The sequence below is a fragment of the Sinorhizobium terangae genome, from assembly GCF_009601505.1.
Lineage (GTDB): Bacteria > Pseudomonadota > Alphaproteobacteria > Rhizobiales > Rhizobiaceae > Sinorhizobium > Sinorhizobium terangae.
Genome location: NZ_WITC01000126.1, coordinates 1 through 17,197, shown reverse-complemented (window position 1 = coordinate 17,197; position 17,197 = coordinate 1). Strand labels below are relative to the sequence as shown.

Below are 17,197 nucleotides of genomic sequence, written 5' to 3'. Positions count from 1 at the left end.
GGAAAATGCGTTCAAAAAAAGGTATCACGCGCGCCGGTCCTCCTGGATCAGGGATGCAATGCCTGGGATAGTGTGCTGAGGGTTCTACGAAACCGTCGAGCAGACGCTCACCGTCTTGCCGCTGCCGCGGCTGCCGCCCCAATTTGCTGAACTTGACCCACAGAGCTCGAGGGAACGGCAAAGTGAGACGTATCCGTCCGGTGAGGACCGCGGGTGTCACTGCTCCAAACCTTTGGCCTTTGTTGCAGCCCGTTCGGAAGCGCCTTCCGGCATGCGGTACAATAAGGAACTGAAGAATGATTGCGAACCCTCTCACTATTCTCGCCGCTGCGGCAGTGGACTGGACCACCTGTCCCTTAACTGCGGAGGTGGAGCATCACGCCCGCCGCTCCGTGCTTGACTGGTTCGCCGCTTTGATTCCGGGCTGCGCAAATGGCCCAGCGCTGATGTTAGCCGCAGCGATGGCATCGGAACGCGGCAAGGGCTGCGCTGTCTCCTACGTTGACGGTGGTACAGGAGCTCCGCGTCATGCCGCCATGCTCAACGGCACGGCCAGTCACACGGCCGAGTTTGACGACATCTTCCGCGATGGTGGCTATCATCCAGGCAGTCCGACCATTTCCGCCGCACTGGCTGTCGCTCAGGATGTGGGCGCTACACAGGAACAGTTCCTACGCGCTGTTATAGGCGGCTTTGAGGTGGGCTGTCGCATCGCCATGGCGTTGCAACCTAGCCATTACCGCAATTGGCACATCACCGCGACAGTGGGGACTATCAGCGCTGCCGTTTCCACCGCAATGCTCATGGGTGGTACTGCCGAGACCATCGCCCACGCGATCGCCATTGCCACGAGCTTCGCCGGAGGCCATCAGGAGAATCTGCAGGGCGAAGGGGTGACCAAGCCCATGCATTCGGGCCATGCAGCTGATGCAGGGGTATTGGCAGGATTGGCGGCCGCGGCGGGGATCACGGGATCGCTCAACAGCCTGCACGCGCCCCATGGCTATGCCGCCGCTACCAGTGACTGCACCGGAAATTGGGACGTAGGGCTGGAGGGGCTAGGCGACTGGACGCCTATCACGCGCATGACCTTCAAGAACCACGGCTGTTGCGGCCATATATTCCCGACGCTTGATGGCCTGATCGTGATGCAGGGCCAGCATGGCTTTTCCCGTCAAGATGTGAAAAGTATCACGGTGCGCGGCTATGGTCCCACCAAGTCGATCTGCGATCGACTGCATGTGGAAAGTGCTCGCGACGCGCGGTTTAGTCTGCAGTACTGCTCCGCAGCCCTGCTGATGCTTGGCGGTGTGCGGCGAGCCGCCTTCACCCCGGAGGTGCTGGTTAACCAAGAGATCCGTGCCTTCATGCCCCGAGTGATGGTGATCGAAGACCCTGAAATCGCCGCGCTCTACCCCCGCCGTCGCCAAGCCCGACTTCGGGTGGAGTTGAATGATGGAATGGTGCTGGAGCATCATCAGGAAACCCGAAAGGGCGACCCCAACGATCCGCTGACCGACGCCGAACTTATCGCTAAGTTCGACGAGCTTGTCACCACAGTGCTAGACGAGATCTCGTGCGAGGCGCTGAAGGCAATGATTCTGAAACCCGGTCCACTGCCTGACGTACTTCCCATCAAGAATCGCCTGACTGCGGCGGACTGAACACGCTAGCAACACGTGAAGGCAACAGAAGAATCAAATATTTTCAGATCTGATGGGCTCGTCACCATTTAACCGGCCGACCGTGAGTGACTTTGTCAACATGACGCTGTGCTTTCAAGCATTTCAAGGCAGTGGGCCCGGCTCTAGGGCTGACGCCGGTGCTCAACCAGTCGGGGGAGAGCTGTCGCATCGGTCATGTTTCGCTTGCCGGCGACGCGATGCTGCGCACTTTGGTCTATGAAGCAGCGCAGGTGCTGTTGACGCGCGTAAAGAAATGGTCGTGGCTAAAGGCCTGGGCGATGAATGTCGCTAGGAGACGTGGCCTCAAGAGAGCGGTCGTCGCGCTTGGCCGCCGACTGACGGTAATCATGCATCGCATGTGGAGTGACGAAACGGAGTTTTGCTGGAGCAGAAAAGACGGTCCTGGCCCGGCTCAACGCTGCGCTGATTGAGGGCTCCGCGCCGAGCCTGGCGTCTCGAGACCGAACAGAGGAGGTGATGATATTCCGCCCCCGGTGGTGTGGATGTCCTTCGCGGGGCGATGGATGAGGTGAGTTCGTTGCAAGCACTGTGCCGGTCGCAGCAGTTGCGGTCAGGACGTCTCCTAGATTGGACCGCTTCATTCTTCCGATCCCATGGTGGGAGGGCCAAGGTGCCGATCCCGAAGAGAAGCAAGACCCCGCGAAGAACATCCAAGCCGGCCGGAACGCAAGCTCGAAAGCACTTGACCACAACCGCCGCATAGAGAAGTGCTTGCGCTAGGACTTGCAGCCTTCAGGCCATCTCAGTAAGGCGACCGTCACCGTAGGGATACAGTGAGACCCGGGCCTACCTCGACTTAGTGAAGGGAATGACGTCGACAATCCGACAGCGTTGGATGGCTGCATTACGCGCAATCAAGGTAAGACTCGCCATCGGCGGTGACATCTAGCGCACCATGAGAGTCTAGAACCGTTCAAGGTCTGGTCAATCGAAGCACCCATTAGGTGCCTTTCCATGGCGTAACTCAACTTTACAGACCGAATGCGCACGCGGTTAGCGCTCGATACGATGAAAGTGCGTTCCTCAAGTCTGTTTGGGCTCAAGACTTCCGGCGGTGCTATTCGGAGCAGCCGTGGGGGCAGCCTCTTGTAACAGAATCTCGCGCATCCAGATGCTTGCCTGATCCTTATTGTGGAGGGCGGGCCACTGGACAGCCATGGTGAATGCTGGAATTTGCAGCGGAAGCTCGACGATCTGTAGGGGCATTGTCTTTGCAAAATAACGGGCGAGCCGAAAGGGTATGGTGGCTATACGATCGGTGCCTGACAGCAACGACGGTAGCGAGCTAAACCCGGGCGCGGCCACCTCGATGCGTCTCTGGAGACGATGCTCGAGCAATAACGATTCTTCGATGGGTGGCTTCAGCGTCCATCCGAACGTGCCTGCAACATGCCCCATCGACACATAGCCTTCCAAGGAAAGCTGTCGCGTTAGCTGCTGGTTCTCGGGGCAGCCCACGCAGACGAGTGTCTCATCGAACAGTTCCGCTTTGGGATGCTCGTTCGACATATACAGTTCCGGCATGATCAGAAAATCGAGTTCACCGCGTCGCAGCAGTTCATTGGGATCGCCATCGAGAAATAGCAGCTCGAAACCGACACCGGGAGCTTCCCGCGCCACACGCTTTACAACCTTCTCAAAGAACACAAGCAGCATGAAATCGGACAGGATGATCCTGAAACGGCGCTGCGACGCGGCCGGGTTGAACATGTCCCAGGAAATGATGGAAAACTGGATGTGCTGCAGGGCGTCGCGGACTGCGGGAGCAAGGGCTTCAGCACGTGGTGTTGGGATGAGTTCGCGGCCCTGCATTGTAAACAGCTCGTCGCCGAAATAGGTGCGTAGCCGGGCGAGAGCAGAGCTCATGGCCGGTTGACTGAGCTTGACGCTGCGTGCCGCTACTGTGACGCTTCGTTCGGTCATCAGAGCGTCGAGCGCGACAAGGAGATTGAGATCAAGGCCCTTAAAACGCATGCTCTGGTGTATCCGCAGTGGGGATGTTTGACATCCAAACAGTAAACTCTATCGCCGGATAGGACTCGGCGTTTTTCTGCGCCAGCCTATGCAACGACAAGGGAGAGCAGCAGCTGGGTCGCTTGCCTTTGCTAAGGCAGTGACGATGGTGCACAACTATAGACATCATTGCGCGACCGAGCTCGTTCCTATACCGCGGCATGCAGAGACGCACAGACGTTCACATCGTGTCAGGTTCCCTGCGTTCTGTAGAGCATCGACTGCGACGTGACCGCACCACTTTGCGTGCAGCCGATCGCCGTCGACCATTTCACCGGTAGAAGTGCAACCAAGCCACAGCGTACTAAGCATCCACGCTTCGTCGGCAGAGTGCGCTGACGCCGCCGTCACCTTGGCGTCGCCAGCGCGCCGTTCCGGTGGGATCATCTTGCTTGGACGTGGCGCGCGCTGAGACTTTCCAGAATACATCAATGGCATCTCTCCGGTAGATGGAAGGTAAGGAAAACACTACTGCGCGCCGCCCTCCACGCCCCATGCAAACTGCACATCCAATCATGCACTTCAGATATGGTCGGGGAACTCTTTCTAGCGGAAGCGTAACGAAACGGTGCCCGCTCTGTGGTCAGCAGAGCCGAATTGCTGACAGCCAAGGAGCGGGTGGCGACGATGCAAACCCCTCAGCATCAAAGGTGAGGCCTTTGCGCCTGGTTGTCTGCAGCCGAGCGAATGAGCCGATTGGATCGCTAGAGCATTAACACGGATGTATCCATGGCATGGATGACAGCCATGCGAAAAGTCATTTTCCCACTCTTGGGGATTTCAACTAGAAAGCGTTGGTAAATACAGGAGGCATAAGTGGAAATTCAGGTGAGCCAGCCCCAAAAGGCACTGTTGCACAGAGAACATAATCGGCAATCCGGGCCTCACGTCAACTCAGGCAGGCTTCATGATCGAGTTTAACAGGAGCATCTTTCGGGCATACTGTTTTGCCACTCATCCACTGTACCGCGATCATGGTGCCGATGAGCGCCATCTGCAGGGCAGGTCATGGGAGTGCGAGCAGACGACATGCTATCGTGCGGATGAATTCAGTCGGCACGCCGTGAAGCGCCTGCGCTTGCGTCGGACGCGGCCTTTGACCGCACTGGCAGTCAAGCCCTTTGTGAAGGCTAAGGTACAGTCGAAGCATCTCGAGGCGTCTACCAGCGGCCGGCACGACGATCCTCGTTTGTCATGCAGCGCGAAGCCGAGCAAATCTCGCCCAAGATATCAGCGCCCGACTAAAGGATCGTGCACCCGACATAGCCGGATGAACATCTTGAAGGCGCCGTCGAAATCGATAAGGCAACTGCGGCGACGCCGCCGCAATCAGGTGTTGGCCGCCCGTGCAATGGTGAGGCGGCGCCGGGCGCTTCCAGCAAGTCATTGCCAAAGCGCGTCTCACCAGGTCGCAGCTCGTTATCCTTACGCGAGACAAGGTTCTTTAATCCCTCTCACGATGGCCCCGAGGATTTAGCCCGAGAACATCAGTCTCCGAGGAGAAGAAATCATGGATCAACCCGCCAGGATGGAATCACATGCGATCGTCGGTGAGAGTGATGCCGAACAGCAACGGCAGATGCCGAACCTTGCGTCAATCGACCTGAACCTGCTGGTGGAGCTCGAAGCGCTACTGCAGTACCGCAACGTAACGCATGCGGCCCAACACATGGGCCGAAGTCAACCGGCAATGAGCCGAGCCTTGTCAAGGCTGCGTGGCATGTTTGATGATGATCTTCTGGTTCGCGGCTCGGGCGGCCTGATCCGCACGCCACAGGCCGAACGCTTGGCCAAAATGCTGCCGTCGGTGTTGAAGGCGATCCGCGAGATGGTAAATCGCAGCTTTGAGCCAAGAGACATGCGCTGGAAGGCAACAATCGCGATTTCCGATCACCAAGGGTTGGTAGTGCTGCCGCGTCTATTGCCGCGCCTGCGCGAGTGTGCGCCTCATCTCGACATTGTTACCCATCCACTCTTGGAAGGTACACTGCGCCGGCTGGAACACGGTGACATCGATTTAGCCGTCGGGCAGATCGATGCCGCACCGGCCGGCTTCTTGCGGCGCAAGCTCTACGACGACCGATTCGCTTGCCTGCTACGCCACGACCACCCAGCCCTGGAGCAAGAATGGAATATCCGGACTTTTGCTGCGTTGCGCCATGCCTCCATCGTCTCCCACTCCAATGAGCGATTCGGTCAGGTCTATGACGGTCTGGTCAAGCTGGGGCTGTCGGATCGCCATCCAATAGTGGTCTCCAATGTGCTGACGGCGGCTGTAGTGATCGCGGCAACTGACTTAATACTAGTCGTCCCGCATCGCGTTGCGACTCGGATCGCCGCCATGCTGCCGCTCGCGATTGTCGATCCCCCCGTGGACTTGGCGCCCTACGAGGTTGCGTTGATCTGGCACGAGCGTTCCCATCGCGACCGGGAACATCGTTGGCTCCGCCACGAAATCGCTGCGGCAGCGCGGCCCGGCCCGAGCGGGCCGAATACGAAATCAAAAGGGGCCGAGACTGAATGATCGAGGTGCGTGCCTCGGCGGCGGGCGCACCCATTGCTAATGGATACATTCAGCTAGATACCAATCCTGTGACTGGCCTTCTGTTCGCCGAGACATTGGGTGAAAACGAGGGAGGCGCTCTTGTGTTCAATAAAAATGGAGAAGAGTTCCGCATTCAGCCACAACGCGGAATGTTCTATTGCTTCGATGCGCGTGACGTGCCGCACGCAGTCGAGCCCTTAAGAGGCTTCTTCAAGTGGGCACACTGCGACAAGAAAGCAGTTTGAGCCGAAGTGGCGAAAGACGCTAAGGTAAAGTCGCTGCGACGGGCAGGGGGCTGTAAACAGGGTTCGGTTTCATCACCTATTCCTGGAGAGAACATGCTAGAAAAATTTGAGCGTTACCCGCTCACCTTTGGACCGACCCCTATTGAGAAGCTTGATCGCCTCGGCAAACACCTTGGAGGTAAAGTCGAAATCTACGCCAAGCGCGAGGACTGCAACTCAGGCCTTGCATTTGGTGGGAACAAGCTTCGCAAGCTCGAATATATCATTCCAGAGGCGATCGCCTCCAAGGCAGACACCCTCGTTTCGATTGGCGGCGTACAGTCGAACCATACGCGGATGGTTGCCGCCGTCGCCGCCAAGATCGGCATGAAATGTCTCCTGGTGCAAGAGAGCTGGGTGCCGCATGAGGACGCCGTATATGATCGCGTCGGCAACATTCTGTTGAGCCGCATCATGGGCGCGGAGGTGCATATCGTCGACGAAGGCTTTGACATTGGTATCCGACGCAGTTGGGAACAGGCGCTAGCCGACGTGAAATCAAGAGGTGGCACGCCCTACGCCATCCCGGCCGGGGCTTCCGTTCACAAATATGGCGGCCTCGGCTACGTAGGCTTCGCGGAGGAGGTGCGCGCTCAAGAGAAGCAACTCGGGTTTGCCTTCGACTATGTTGTAGTATGCACGGTCACTGGGTCGACGCATGCCGGCATGCTCGTCGGATTCTGCAGGGACGGCCGGCAACGCAACGTGATAGGTATCGACGCTTCGGCTACTCCCGCCCAAACTAAGGCACAAGTATTAGACATTGCCCGGCACACAGCAAAACTGATCGACTTAGGGTTGGAAATCGTTGAGGACGATGTGGTCTTGCTCGAGGAGTATGCATACCCGTGTTACGGGATCCCGTCCGAGCAAACGAAGGAGGCTATTCGTCTGTGCGCGCGGCTTGAAGGGATGATTACTGATCCGGTCTACGAGGGTAAATCAATGCAGGGGATGGTCGATCTGATCAAGAAAGGCTTCTTCCCAGAAGGATCGCGGGTTCTTTACGCGCACCTCGGTGGCGCGCCAGCCATCAATGGCTATAGCTACACGTTTCGCGAAGGCTGACGCTGCGTTGCGACGGTCTCAGACAAACGCAGCGGGGGCCGATGCGGTTATCCAAGTACAGGAACAACTGCCAGAATCGAGACCGCATTCGCCGCCCTCCAATTCAGACAGAGCCGGGTAGGCGAACGATGTCGGCCGCCCGGTCGACGTTCGTTAAGTTTGCCAATGGTTTCGGAGCGCTGATCGGACGTCAGTCTTGGGAGCAGGCCACCTTTTCGCCCCTGGCGCGCGCGAAGACCGGCCATGGTACGTTCGCGGCGGTGGTGCTTTCAACCGAGAACCGGGCTGATCAGAAGGGCAGCGCCGGGCTGGAATACCACTCGATCATGAACAGGTGCGCTCGATGCGGCCGAGTTCGCGCAAGGCTTTGGCGAGATCGCTGGATTTCGATGAGCCGGAGAACCTTTTGAGGATCGTTGACGGCGCAACGGTGCGCGTCGTGATCGAGGCGTCCAGGCGCAGAAGATCGTCCCAATGTTCAAGAATAAGCGCGGTGTTGGCCCTGTCGGCTCGAAGCTGGGATTTTGACCACGTTGCACGAGGTCAGGTGTGACGACAGAGATCGCAGGATATTGCACACTTTGCCGATCGCGGTGCGGTACGCTCAATACCGTGGAAAACGGGCAACTCGTTTCCGTGCGCCCGGATCCGTCCCACCCGACTGGCCAGGCAATGTGCACGAAGGGACGGGCCGCACCAGAACTCGTCCACAGTCCGCACAGACAACTCTATCCCATGCGCCGAACCGCGCCTAAGGGTGCCGCCAATCCCGGCTGGGTTCGCATCAGCTGGGAAGAGGCCCTGGTCGAGACCGCCGAAAAACTGGCGGCGATCAAGGCCGAGAGCGGAGCGGAGGCAGTAGCCTTTTCCGTTACCACCCCGAGCGGTACGCCGCTCTCCGACAGCATCGACTGGATCGAGCGCTTCATCCGCCATTTCGGCAGCCCGAACACCTGCTATGGCACGGAAATCTGCAACTGGCACAAGGACAACGCACACGCCTTCACCTTCGGCCATGGCATCCCCACGGCAGATTACGAAAATGCCGCGACGATCCTTCTTTGGGGCCATAATCCCACCAATACCTGGCTTGCCCAGGCGAACGCGATCTCGAAAGGACGCGCCGCCGGCGCGAAACTTGTTGTGATTGATCCCCGGCCAACCGCGCTCGCCAAGCAGGCGGATGTCTGGTTGCCGGTTCGCCCAGGCACCGATGGCGCTTTGGCGCTTGGCATGATCCGGATAATGCTGGCGGAAAACCTCCATGACGAAAGCTTCGTAGCGAACTGGACGAACGCGCCTTTGCTCGTCCGGCAGGACGAAGGCCTCTTTCTGCGCGAGCAAATGCTGTGGCCGGATGCCGAGCAGAACAGATACCTGGTCTGGAACGACAGCGAGGAGTGCCCTGCCGTAATCGATCTGGACCAGCCTCCCCAGGCTGGTGACGGTTCGCAACTGCGCCTGCGCGGTGAGATTTCTGTCGCCCTTGGCGGTGAAGGCGGCAAGCATGTCAATTGCTCGCCCGCCTTTGAGTTCCTGATACGGGCCGCAGCCCCCTTCAATCCAGAAGCTGTCGAACGCATCACGGGCGTCAGTCCGGACGCGCTCGCAGCAGCAACGAGACTTCTCTGCGGCGGACGGCGGATCGCCTACCACTCCTGGACCGGCATCGGCCAGCACAGTAACGCGACCCAGACAGAACGTGCCGTCGCATGTCTTTATGCCCTTTCCGGCAGCTATGATCTTGTCGGAGCCAACCGCGTTCGCCGCGGCCCGTTCTATCGTCCCGTCAATGCTCTCGGCCAGTTGTCGAAAGAGCAGCTCTCAAAGGCGCTGGGTGCCACCGAAAGGCCGATCGGTCCGCCGTCCATGGGCTGGATCACTGCGCGTGACATGTATCGCGCGATCACCGAGGGATATCCTTACAGAATTCGAGGCCTTATGACGTTCGGAGCAAATCTGACCGTCTCCCAGGCCGATACCGGCCTTGCAGAAGCCGCTCTGGCGCAACTGGAATTCCATGTCCATTGCGATCTCTTCGAGACCCCTACCGCCCGCTATGCCGACATATTCCTGCCGGTCAATACGCCCTGGGAGCACGAAGGCATCCGTTTCGGTTTCGAGATCAGCGACGATGCTGCGTCCCACGTGCAGTTTCGCCCGCGCATGGCAACGCCCCAGGGCGAATCGCGTTCCGACAACGACATCCTCTTTGATCTCGCCTGCCGGCTCGGCATGAGCGAGGAATTCTTCGGCGGCAGTCTGGAGACGGGTTGGGACCATATGCTGGAGCCGCTCGGCCTGTCCGTGGAGGCGTTACGCGCCAATCCGCGTGGCGTCAAATGCAGGATCGATTCGCGCGAACGCAAATACCAGCTGCCACACCCCGACAATTCGGGCAGGGTCCGCGGCTTCGATACGCAGACCCGCCGCATCGAACTCTATTCCGAACTCCTGCATCGCAATGGACAGCCAGCGGTCCCGACCTTTGTGCCTCCTGCCGAAGACGAAATCACGAGACGAAAGGGGCTCTCCCGTCATTTCCCGCTGGTACTGAGTACGGCCAAGAATGGCTACTACTGTCACAGCCAGCATCGCGGGCTGGCTTCCTTAAGAAGGCGGGCTCCGGAACCGATTGCTGAAATCGGCCAGGGGCTCGCTCGCGAGCGCGACATACACGATGGCGATTGGATCCGGATCTCGACGCGTAACGGCGCGGCCCGCTTCGTTGCCCGTATCGTACCTGGCCTCGCGGATGATGTCGTCGTGGCCGAATTCGGCTGGTGGCAGGCGTGTCCGGAACTCGACCGCGAGGCCTTGGCCATCCAGGGGGCGGAAAGCAGCAACGCCAACAGCCTGATATCGGGAGATGCCATCGACCCCGTCAGCGGATCGATCCCGCACCGCTCCTTCCGTTGCAACGTCGAGCTTGATCCGCTGACCGAACGGCGACAGCGGGCCTGGTCTGGCTACAGTCCGTTTCGCGTCGCCGCGATCACCACGGAAGCGGAAGGTGTGCGCGGCATCACGTTCGAGGCCGTGGATGGCAGGCCGCTGCCGGATTTCCGGCCCGGTCAGCATATCCAGATCCGCCTGAACGACGAAGGACGTACGAGCCGCGCCTATTCTCTGACCGGCCCCGCCCGCGTAAAGGATCGCCGCAGCTACAGCATCGCCGTGCGTCACCAGAAAGGCATTGCCGAGGACGGTTGCGCCTTCGAAGGGCGGATGTCGAGCCACATCAATCGAAGCATGATGCTCGGCGATGTCGTCGAGCTGAAAGCACCGTCTGGCAATTTCATCCTGCCACGCAACTCACCGCAACCGCTGATCCTGCTCGCTGGCGGGATTGGCATTACGCCGTTTATCAGCCTGCTCGAATCGCTGCCGAGCGATGACAAAACGGAGATCTGGCTGTTCTACGGTAATCTCGACAGCCGAACCCATGCCTTTCGTGATCGTATTGCCGATCACTGCAAGCGCCTGCCAGGCCTGCAGGTCTTCGACCACTATGACGCGCCGTTGCCCGAAGACGTGGAGGGACGCGACTTCACCAGCCGTAAGCGCATCAGCGCTGAGGTCGTGCCGGACAGCCTGATCGAGAGTCGACCACGAGTTTACATGTGCGGCCCTCCCGGCATGATGAAGGCCTTTGCCGACGGGCTTATTTCCCGCGGTGTGCCGCGTTTCGACATTTTCAGCGAAGTCTTCCGATCTCCGCCCGGCCCTCTCATCAATGACGGGCGGACATACGCGGTTCGGTTTTCGCAGTCCAGCCAAACCTCGGATGAATGGTCGGCAACGCAAGGACCACTCTTGGATTTCGCCGACAAGCTTGGCCTCAAACTGCCGAGCGGCTGCCGTGTCGGGCAATGCGAAAGCTGCGCTGTCCGAATCGTCTCAGGCACCGTTCGCCACTTGCATGGCTCCGAGCCGGAAGATCCTGCGATCTGCCTGATTTGTCAGGCCGTACCGACCAGCGATCTGGTGCTCGACGCCTGACCGGTGTCGCCTGCAATTTACAGCTGGCTAAGCAAGGGGAACATCCATGTCAAAGAAGACCCGATCACGCTGATCGCGACTGAGCTTGCGGCGCTCCTACCGCTGGATCGGCTCGCCGCAGCCGGTTGGCAGTCGAAATGTTGCGGTGAACGAGAAGCATGGAAACGACCGCGCGTTTCTTTGAGCTTAGCCAACACTGATCGCCTTGCACACCTGGGAAGTCTACGTTCGCCCATGAGATCGCACTCGACGCCTTGTTTCATCCTCTCTAAATCCAATCAAGGCCCCGGGGCATTCGAATCGAAAGTCCAAAGCGAAGGCTCTTGCAGCCGTATCACACGTTTGACTTATTGATGCCTTCGTCGGTGAACCGACATCAATATATTTGGATGAGGCCGCAACGTGACCTTCATCACACGCCGCGGCGGGGTCTCGGTGGAGTTAGTCAACTTGAAGGACTGAAGCAGGACAGCAAGCACGGCGACGGCTTCCATAAGCGCGAACGCGTTGCCAATGCAAACGCGTGGCCCCGCACCAAAGGGCATATATGCATAACGGTGGCGGGCGCGAACGTTTTCCGGCTCGAACCTCGTGGGATCGAAGCTTTCTGGATCCCGCCATAGGTCGGGTTTACGGTGCATTGCATAGATGGGAATGAAAACGACAGTGCCCGCTGGGATCAGGTACCGGCCAAGCTGGAAATCTTCGCTTACTGTGCGGGTGATGATCGGCACCGGGGGAAAGAGGCGCATTGCCTCCGAAAACACCCGCTTCGTATAGACGAGGTGCGCCAGATGTTCGGGAAGCACTGGGCCGCCTCCCGTAACGTGCGAAATCTCCCGCACGACGTTCGCCTCGTCTTCCGGATGCCGGGCGAGAAGGTGAAGTATCCAAGCCAAGCCGAGCGCCGTCGTCTCATGGCCCGCCGTGATGAAGGTCATCAGGTTATCAATGATCTCCTCGTCGCTCATAGTGCGGCCGGATTCCGGGTCAGACGCCCTCAACATCATGGAGACGAGGTCGTGCCTTTCATTCGGTTGCTGTCGGCGCTTCGCGATCACCGCCGCTAGGCTCGCCCGGAGAAAGGCGACGGCAGCGCGTGCTCTCGTGCGGCCGGGGTACGGCAGCCACTCAGGTGCTCCGATCATCCCAAAAGCGAAGGTCCAACCACTCGGCTCAAGAAAGTCGGTTACACTGCGCTCGACGCGAGCGACATCGATACCGTGGCCGCCCGACATCATCGTTTCGACAATGATGTCGAAGGTCGTGCGCATCATCTCTTGGCCCACGTCCACAACCGTGCGGTGCTGCGAAAGCCAGCGCGCCTTCGTTTCTTCCGCGGCGGCGATCATCGCAGGCCGGAGTTCAAGAAGCCTTTCATGCCCGAAAGCGGCGGCCACGGACTGTCGCTGCCATTTCCAGTGCGCACCGTCAGCAGTTAGCAAACCCCGGCCCAACGCAGGCCCCAACATACGCCTAACATGCTCGCCCTTGCTAAGGCGGTCCGCATTGTCCACGAGCGCCTCATGGATGAGCACTGGGTCGGTCAGATACACCTGCAGATTGCCCATCTGCCTGGTAAAGACAATGGGCTGCCCCTTGAACACGGCCGCAGGCAATGCGTCTAGCGGATTCTTGATCATCGCCAAGAACGCCTTGGCGGTCGAATGCTTCGTCACGGGAAGCGGGGACCCCAAATCGATGCTCGCATCCATCAAGAAGCTCCTTAAGTGACATCATCTCCTGCATTCGTCAAAACGCGCTGTAGTCCTTTCCAAGGCGTCCGTGTCAGTTGAGGTCCGTTTATACCTGTGAGCGCCTCACCAGTCGTCCTGTACGATGATGAGCGTAACGGCGACAGGGCCATCGCTTCACGACGGTTCAATGGATTCTCACGGGAATGTGGCGTGGACATGGTCCCAGCAACTACCACAACGCATTGACACGACAACGATTCCGCGTCCATACGCCCGGGTCATTGACCCAGATCATTTGAGCGGAAAAAGCCAATACCGAGGAGCCTCGCGCTGAGTCACGTCAGATCGGGGAGCCTAATCCTCCCAGACATCTACTTGGTGTTTCAGGATCTTCCCCAGCTACGCATGGACGCGCTTGTCCTTCGTTAAGCAGAAGTCCCTGACTCGGCCTTTTCAATAGCAATAACAGCTTGCGGTGTCACCCGCCCGGTGGGGATAGTGCGGCTCCTCAAGCGGGGTATTGTTGATGCTCTCTAGTCGCAAATCTGGGCGGGCAAAACAACGCCGCCCCTGTTGGTGACTTCGGGCATTCTAACGCAAGCGCAGCGATCGCGGCTAAATCCAAGAACCTGGATCGACAGTCTGGACCAAGCCGTTGCTGATTGGAAGATGGTCCTGCTTTTGGCTACGAGACGTGCAACAGGTCAATGTAGCTGGCATTTGTCCGATGTACGACAATGTTGGAACGCTGACGTGGCTGGTTCGATCGATATTCCTGGATTTTAGACAGTTTTCCGTTTGGCACGCACGTTGCTCTGCAGACGCGTCATCAACGACGATAATCGCACGGAGAATGTCGAAATGTCAGAACAAGGTTCTTTAGCCGGGCCGGGGTCTGCTCCCGGGGATCCCAACGCAGAACCTTCCAGATGGAGAAGAAGGCGAAGAAATAGTCGAGCCAGGACTGCACCGGCGCTTTTTCCCTGGTGGCCGACGAGCCATGCTGGAGTGTTTTCGCGTATCCATGCATTTGCCTTGAGTATGGTCGCGCTGCAATCTCTGATGACCTCAGGAGTGGCAGCTGCGGAGGCGCTGCCTCATGAAGCAGAGATTGCAAATTTCATGCTGAGCAACGGCCTCGAGGTGGTCGTCATACCCGATCACAGGGCGCCGATCGTCACGCAGATGGTTTGGTACAAGGCCGGCAATGCCGACGAGCCACCCGGCAAATCCGGCATCGCTCATTTCCTGGAGCACCTGATGTTCAAGGGAACAAAGGAGCATCCGGCCGGCGAGTTTGGCGCAAAGGTCGCAGAAATCGGCGGTGAGGAGAACGCCTTCACGTCTTCCGACTACACCGCCTACTATCAGACGGTCCCGCCGGAGGCGCTCGGGACAATGATGGAATTCGAAGCTGACCGGATGCGCCATCTCGAACTCACCGACGCGGTAATCGCGTCCGAGCGCGACGTCATTCTTGAGGAGCGGCGTTGGCGCATCGAGAACGACCCGGAGCGGCTTCTCGAGGAGGAGATGCAGGCGACCTTGTATCAGAACCACCCTTACCGCATCCCGACCATCGGCTGGATGCACGAAATGGAACAGCTTGATTGCGAGGACGCCCTAGCGTTCTACGATCGCTACTATGCCCCCAACAACGCCATACTGGTCGTGGCAGGCGACGTGGACGCCGGGACGGTGTGGCGGCTAGCGGACGAGACCTTCGGGGCCCTGCCGCGCGGGCCGGACGTTCTGGAGCGGGTGAGGCCGCAGGAGCCGGAGCAGAACACTAAACGGACCGTCGTGCTCACCGACCCGCGCGTGACCGTTCCGAGCTTTCAAAAGTCCTGGGTGACGACGTCCTATGGTGTGGCAGACCCAGGCGAAGCGGAAGCCTTGGACATCCTGTCGGAGATTCTCGGCGGGGGAACACGCAGCCGAATCTACCAGGAATTGGTGGTTAAACAGGGAATAGCCTCCTCGGGCGGCGCCTATTTCAACGGAAGGTCGTTCGATCCGTCGAGCTTCACGGTTTATGGATCGCCGCGGGCCGAAACGAAGATCGAGGCGGTGGAGGATGCGATCGACGCTGAAGTTCGCAAAATCATGGAGTCCGGCGTTACGGATGCCGAGCTCGACAAGGCCAAAAACCGTTTCGTACGCTCGATGATCTTCGAACGTGACAGCCCGTGGGGAATGGCGAACACTTACGGGGCGACGCTAGCGACAGGCAATACTGCCTATGACGTGGACGCACGGCCGTTGAGGATCCGCGCCGTAACGGCGGCACAGGTACAGGCGGCTGCGAGGAAATACCTTAATCCGGACCGGTCGGTGGCAGCATATCTGCTGCCCCGCGAGAGCGCTACGTCAGGAGATAAAAACCGATGATAATCTTCAAGCGACGGACAATCGGGGCCAAGCCACTAATAGTGGTGGCATACCTATTGATGGGCCTTGCCGTGTGGCCAGCTCTCGCGGGCATGTCCATCGAGGAGGTTAAAACATCCAGCGGGATAAAGGCATGGCTGGTGGAGGATTATTCGCTACCGATCGTCACCATTCGTTTCGCATTCCGGGGCGGCAGCACGCAGGATCCGTCCGGGAAGGAAGGCCTTGTGAATCTGATGACGGGCTTGTTCGATGAAGGGGCAGGCGACCTTGACAGCGATGCATTTCAGGAGCGGCTGGACGATGTTGGCGCCGAGATGTTTTTCGAGGGCGGCGCCGATGCGGTTTACGGCTATATGCGAGTGCTTGCCGATCGGAAGGATGATGCGTTCGAACTTCTTCGGCTAGCCGTCGAGCAGCCTCGCTTTGACCAAGCGCCCGTGGACCGCGTTCGTGCCCAAATCGTCTCCGGCATCGTGGCGGCAGCCAAGGATCCAGGGACGACCGCACAGGTCGCATGGTTGAAGGCAGTCTATGGCGATCATCCCTATTCGCGGCGGCAGGAAGGTACCGAGCGAACACTCGCCGCTGTCACAACCTCCGATCTGAAGGCGCTTCATAAGCGCATTTTCGCGCGTGGCAATCTTACCATCGCTGCGGTGGGAGCGATCGATCCCGGCACACTCAAGCGCGATCTAGATCGGATATTTGGCGGATTGCCTACTGACCCCTCCTTAATGCCGGTTGCTGATATAGTACCTAAGCTCGGGCAGGCAATTCAAATCCCGTATGACTTACCTCAGGAACGGCTGAGCCTGGCCTACCCGGGAATCACCCGCAAAGACCCGCATTTCTTCGCAGCCCGTCTCATGAACCAAATCCTCGGCGGAGGCACGTACACGTCGAGGCTCTGGAATGAGGTGCGCGAGAAGCGAGGCCTCGCTTACGACATTCGCACTTCACTCGTGAACAGCGACCATGCTTCGGCGCTCATCATTAGTACGGGGACCCGCCCAGATCTGGCCGAAGAGACGCTCTCCCTCATCCGCACCGAAGTCAGGCGAATGTCGGAGGAGGGCGTCAGTGAAGACGAACTCAACGCGGCGAAGAAAAACCTCATCGGCGGTTATGCAATCCATAATCTGAACTCATCAACTGCGATCGCCGGCACTTTGGTCGAAATCCAGCTGGAAGATCGCGGCATCGACTATATCGAGCGCCGCAAACGACTGATCCAGGCCGTCACGATGGAGGACGTCCGGGCAGTCGCGAAACGGCTGCTGTCCGCCGATCCCACTGTGATGGTCGTCGGACCGCCCCTCAAGAAAACGAAAGGATAACCGTCCAGAGGAAAGCCTGGCTGATAGCGGCCGGGCCGACCTTCTCCACCGCGCCCAGATTACGTCTCGCGGTCGCTAACCTGCGTGCCTAGCCGCCGATGGCTTCTCTATTCGGCGTGGTGAGGTCAAGCACCTTCTGACTATCCGTACC

Annotated in this window: 9 protein-coding genes and 2 pseudogenes; 8 read left to right on the top strand and 3 right to left on the bottom strand. The window is 58.9% G+C overall.

Annotation, left to right across the window (positions count from 1 at the left end):
• Positions 1–296: 296 nt before the first annotated feature.
• Positions 297–1,664 carry an MmgE/PrpD family protein gene (locus GHK62_RS30195; RefSeq protein WP_153442622.1) on the top strand — a complete coding sequence of 456 codons (1,368 nt, stop codon included), beginning with the start codon at positions 297–299 and terminating at the stop codon, positions 1,662–1,664.
• A 113-nt stretch (positions 1,665–1,777) separates the two neighbouring features.
• A pseudogene (locus GHK62_RS30190) lies at positions 1,778–2,116 on the top strand (transposase); the annotation flags it as partial.
• Positions 2,117–2,729: 613 nt separating this feature from the next.
• Here GHK62_RS30190 and GHK62_RS30185 read toward each other — a convergent pair.
• Positions 2,730–3,680 (bottom strand): LysR family transcriptional regulator, encoded by a 951-nt coding sequence (locus GHK62_RS30185; protein ID WP_153442621.1) that lies wholly within the window; start codon positions 3,678–3,680, stop codon positions 2,730–2,732.
• A 1,549-nt stretch (positions 3,681–5,229) separates the two neighbouring features.
• On the opposite strand from GHK62_RS30185, the gene GHK62_RS30180 reads away from it, so the two are divergent.
• The 3 genes from GHK62_RS30180 (at position 5,230) to GHK62_RS30170 (ending at position 7,616) form a co-directional block, all read left to right on the top strand.
• Complete coding sequence (locus tag GHK62_RS30180; RefSeq protein WP_153442620.1) at positions 5,230–6,243, top strand: LysR family transcriptional regulator; 1,014 nt, start codon at positions 5,230–5,232, stop codon at positions 6,241–6,243.
• Positions 6,240–6,509 carry a 2OG-Fe(II) oxygenase gene (locus GHK62_RS30175; protein WP_153442619.1) on the top strand — a complete coding sequence of 90 codons (270 nt, stop codon included), beginning with the start codon at positions 6,240–6,242 and terminating at the stop codon, positions 6,507–6,509. Before GHK62_RS30180 ends, GHK62_RS30175 begins: the two co-directional genes overlap by 4 nt.
• Before the next feature lie 93 nt (positions 6,510–6,602).
• On the top strand, positions 6,603–7,616 hold the full coding sequence (locus GHK62_RS30170) for a 1-aminocyclopropane-1-carboxylate deaminase (RefSeq protein WP_153442618.1): 1,014 nt from the start codon (positions 6,603–6,605) through the stop codon (positions 7,614–7,616).
• 298 nt (positions 7,617–7,914) lie between these two features.
• Here GHK62_RS30170 and GHK62_RS30165 read toward each other — a convergent pair.
• Positions 7,915–8,114 (bottom strand): annotated as a pseudogene (locus GHK62_RS30165) (Tn3 family transposase); the annotation flags it as partial.
• Positions 8,115–8,165: 51 nt separating this feature from the next.
• On the opposite strand from GHK62_RS30165, the gene GHK62_RS30160 reads away from it, so the two are divergent.
• Entirely contained in the window at positions 8,166–11,618 is a 3,453-nt protein-coding gene (locus GHK62_RS30160; protein ID WP_184108916.1) for a molybdopterin-dependent oxidoreductase, read from the top strand.
• Between the two features lie 347 nt (positions 11,619–11,965).
• On the opposite strand, the gene GHK62_RS30155 is transcribed toward GHK62_RS30160, so the two are convergent.
• On the bottom strand, positions 11,966–13,333 hold the full coding sequence (locus GHK62_RS30155) for a cytochrome P450 (RefSeq protein ID WP_153442617.1): 1,368 nt from the start codon (positions 13,331–13,333) through the stop codon (positions 11,966–11,968).
• 1,023 nt (positions 13,334–14,356) lie between these two features.
• Between GHK62_RS30155 and GHK62_RS30150 the strand changes: the two genes are divergently transcribed.
• Positions 14,357–15,706 (top strand): M16 family metallopeptidase, encoded by a 1,350-nt coding sequence (locus tag GHK62_RS30150; protein ID WP_167528406.1) that lies wholly within the window; start codon positions 14,357–14,359, stop codon positions 15,704–15,706.
• A complete protein-coding gene (locus tag GHK62_RS30145) occupies positions 15,703–17,046 on the top strand; it encodes a M16 family metallopeptidase (protein WP_153442615.1) in 1,344 nt (447 codons plus the stop codon). The genes GHK62_RS30150 and GHK62_RS30145 overlap by 4 nt, the downstream gene beginning before the upstream one ends.
• Positions 17,047–17,197: the final 151 nt, after the last annotated feature.

Coding starts and splice junctions, on each gene's coding strand:
- GHK62_RS30195 (WP_153442622.1), top strand. CDS start 297: ATGATTGCGAACCCTCTCACTATTCTCGCCGCTGCGGCAGTGGACTGG.
- GHK62_RS30185 (WP_153442621.1), bottom strand. CDS start 3,680: ATGCGTTTTAAGGGCCTTGATCTCAATCTCCTTGTCGCGCTCGACGCT.
- GHK62_RS30180 (WP_153442620.1), top strand. CDS start 5,230: ATGGATCAACCCGCCAGGATGGAATCACATGCGATCGTCGGTGAGAGT.
- GHK62_RS30175 (WP_153442619.1), top strand. CDS start 6,240: ATGATCGAGGTGCGTGCCTCGGCGGCGGGCGCACCCATTGCTAATGGA.
- GHK62_RS30170 (WP_153442618.1), top strand. CDS start 6,603: ATGCTAGAAAAATTTGAGCGTTACCCGCTCACCTTTGGACCGACCCCT.
- GHK62_RS30155 (WP_153442617.1), bottom strand. CDS start 13,333: ATGGATGCGAGCATCGATTTGGGGTCCCCGCTTCCCGTGACGAAGCAT.
- GHK62_RS30150 (WP_167528406.1), top strand. CDS start 14,357: ATGGTCGCGCTGCAATCTCTGATGACCTCAGGAGTGGCAGCTGCGGAG.
- GHK62_RS30145 (WP_153442615.1), top strand. CDS start 15,703: ATGATAATCTTCAAGCGACGGACAATCGGGGCCAAGCCACTAATAGTG.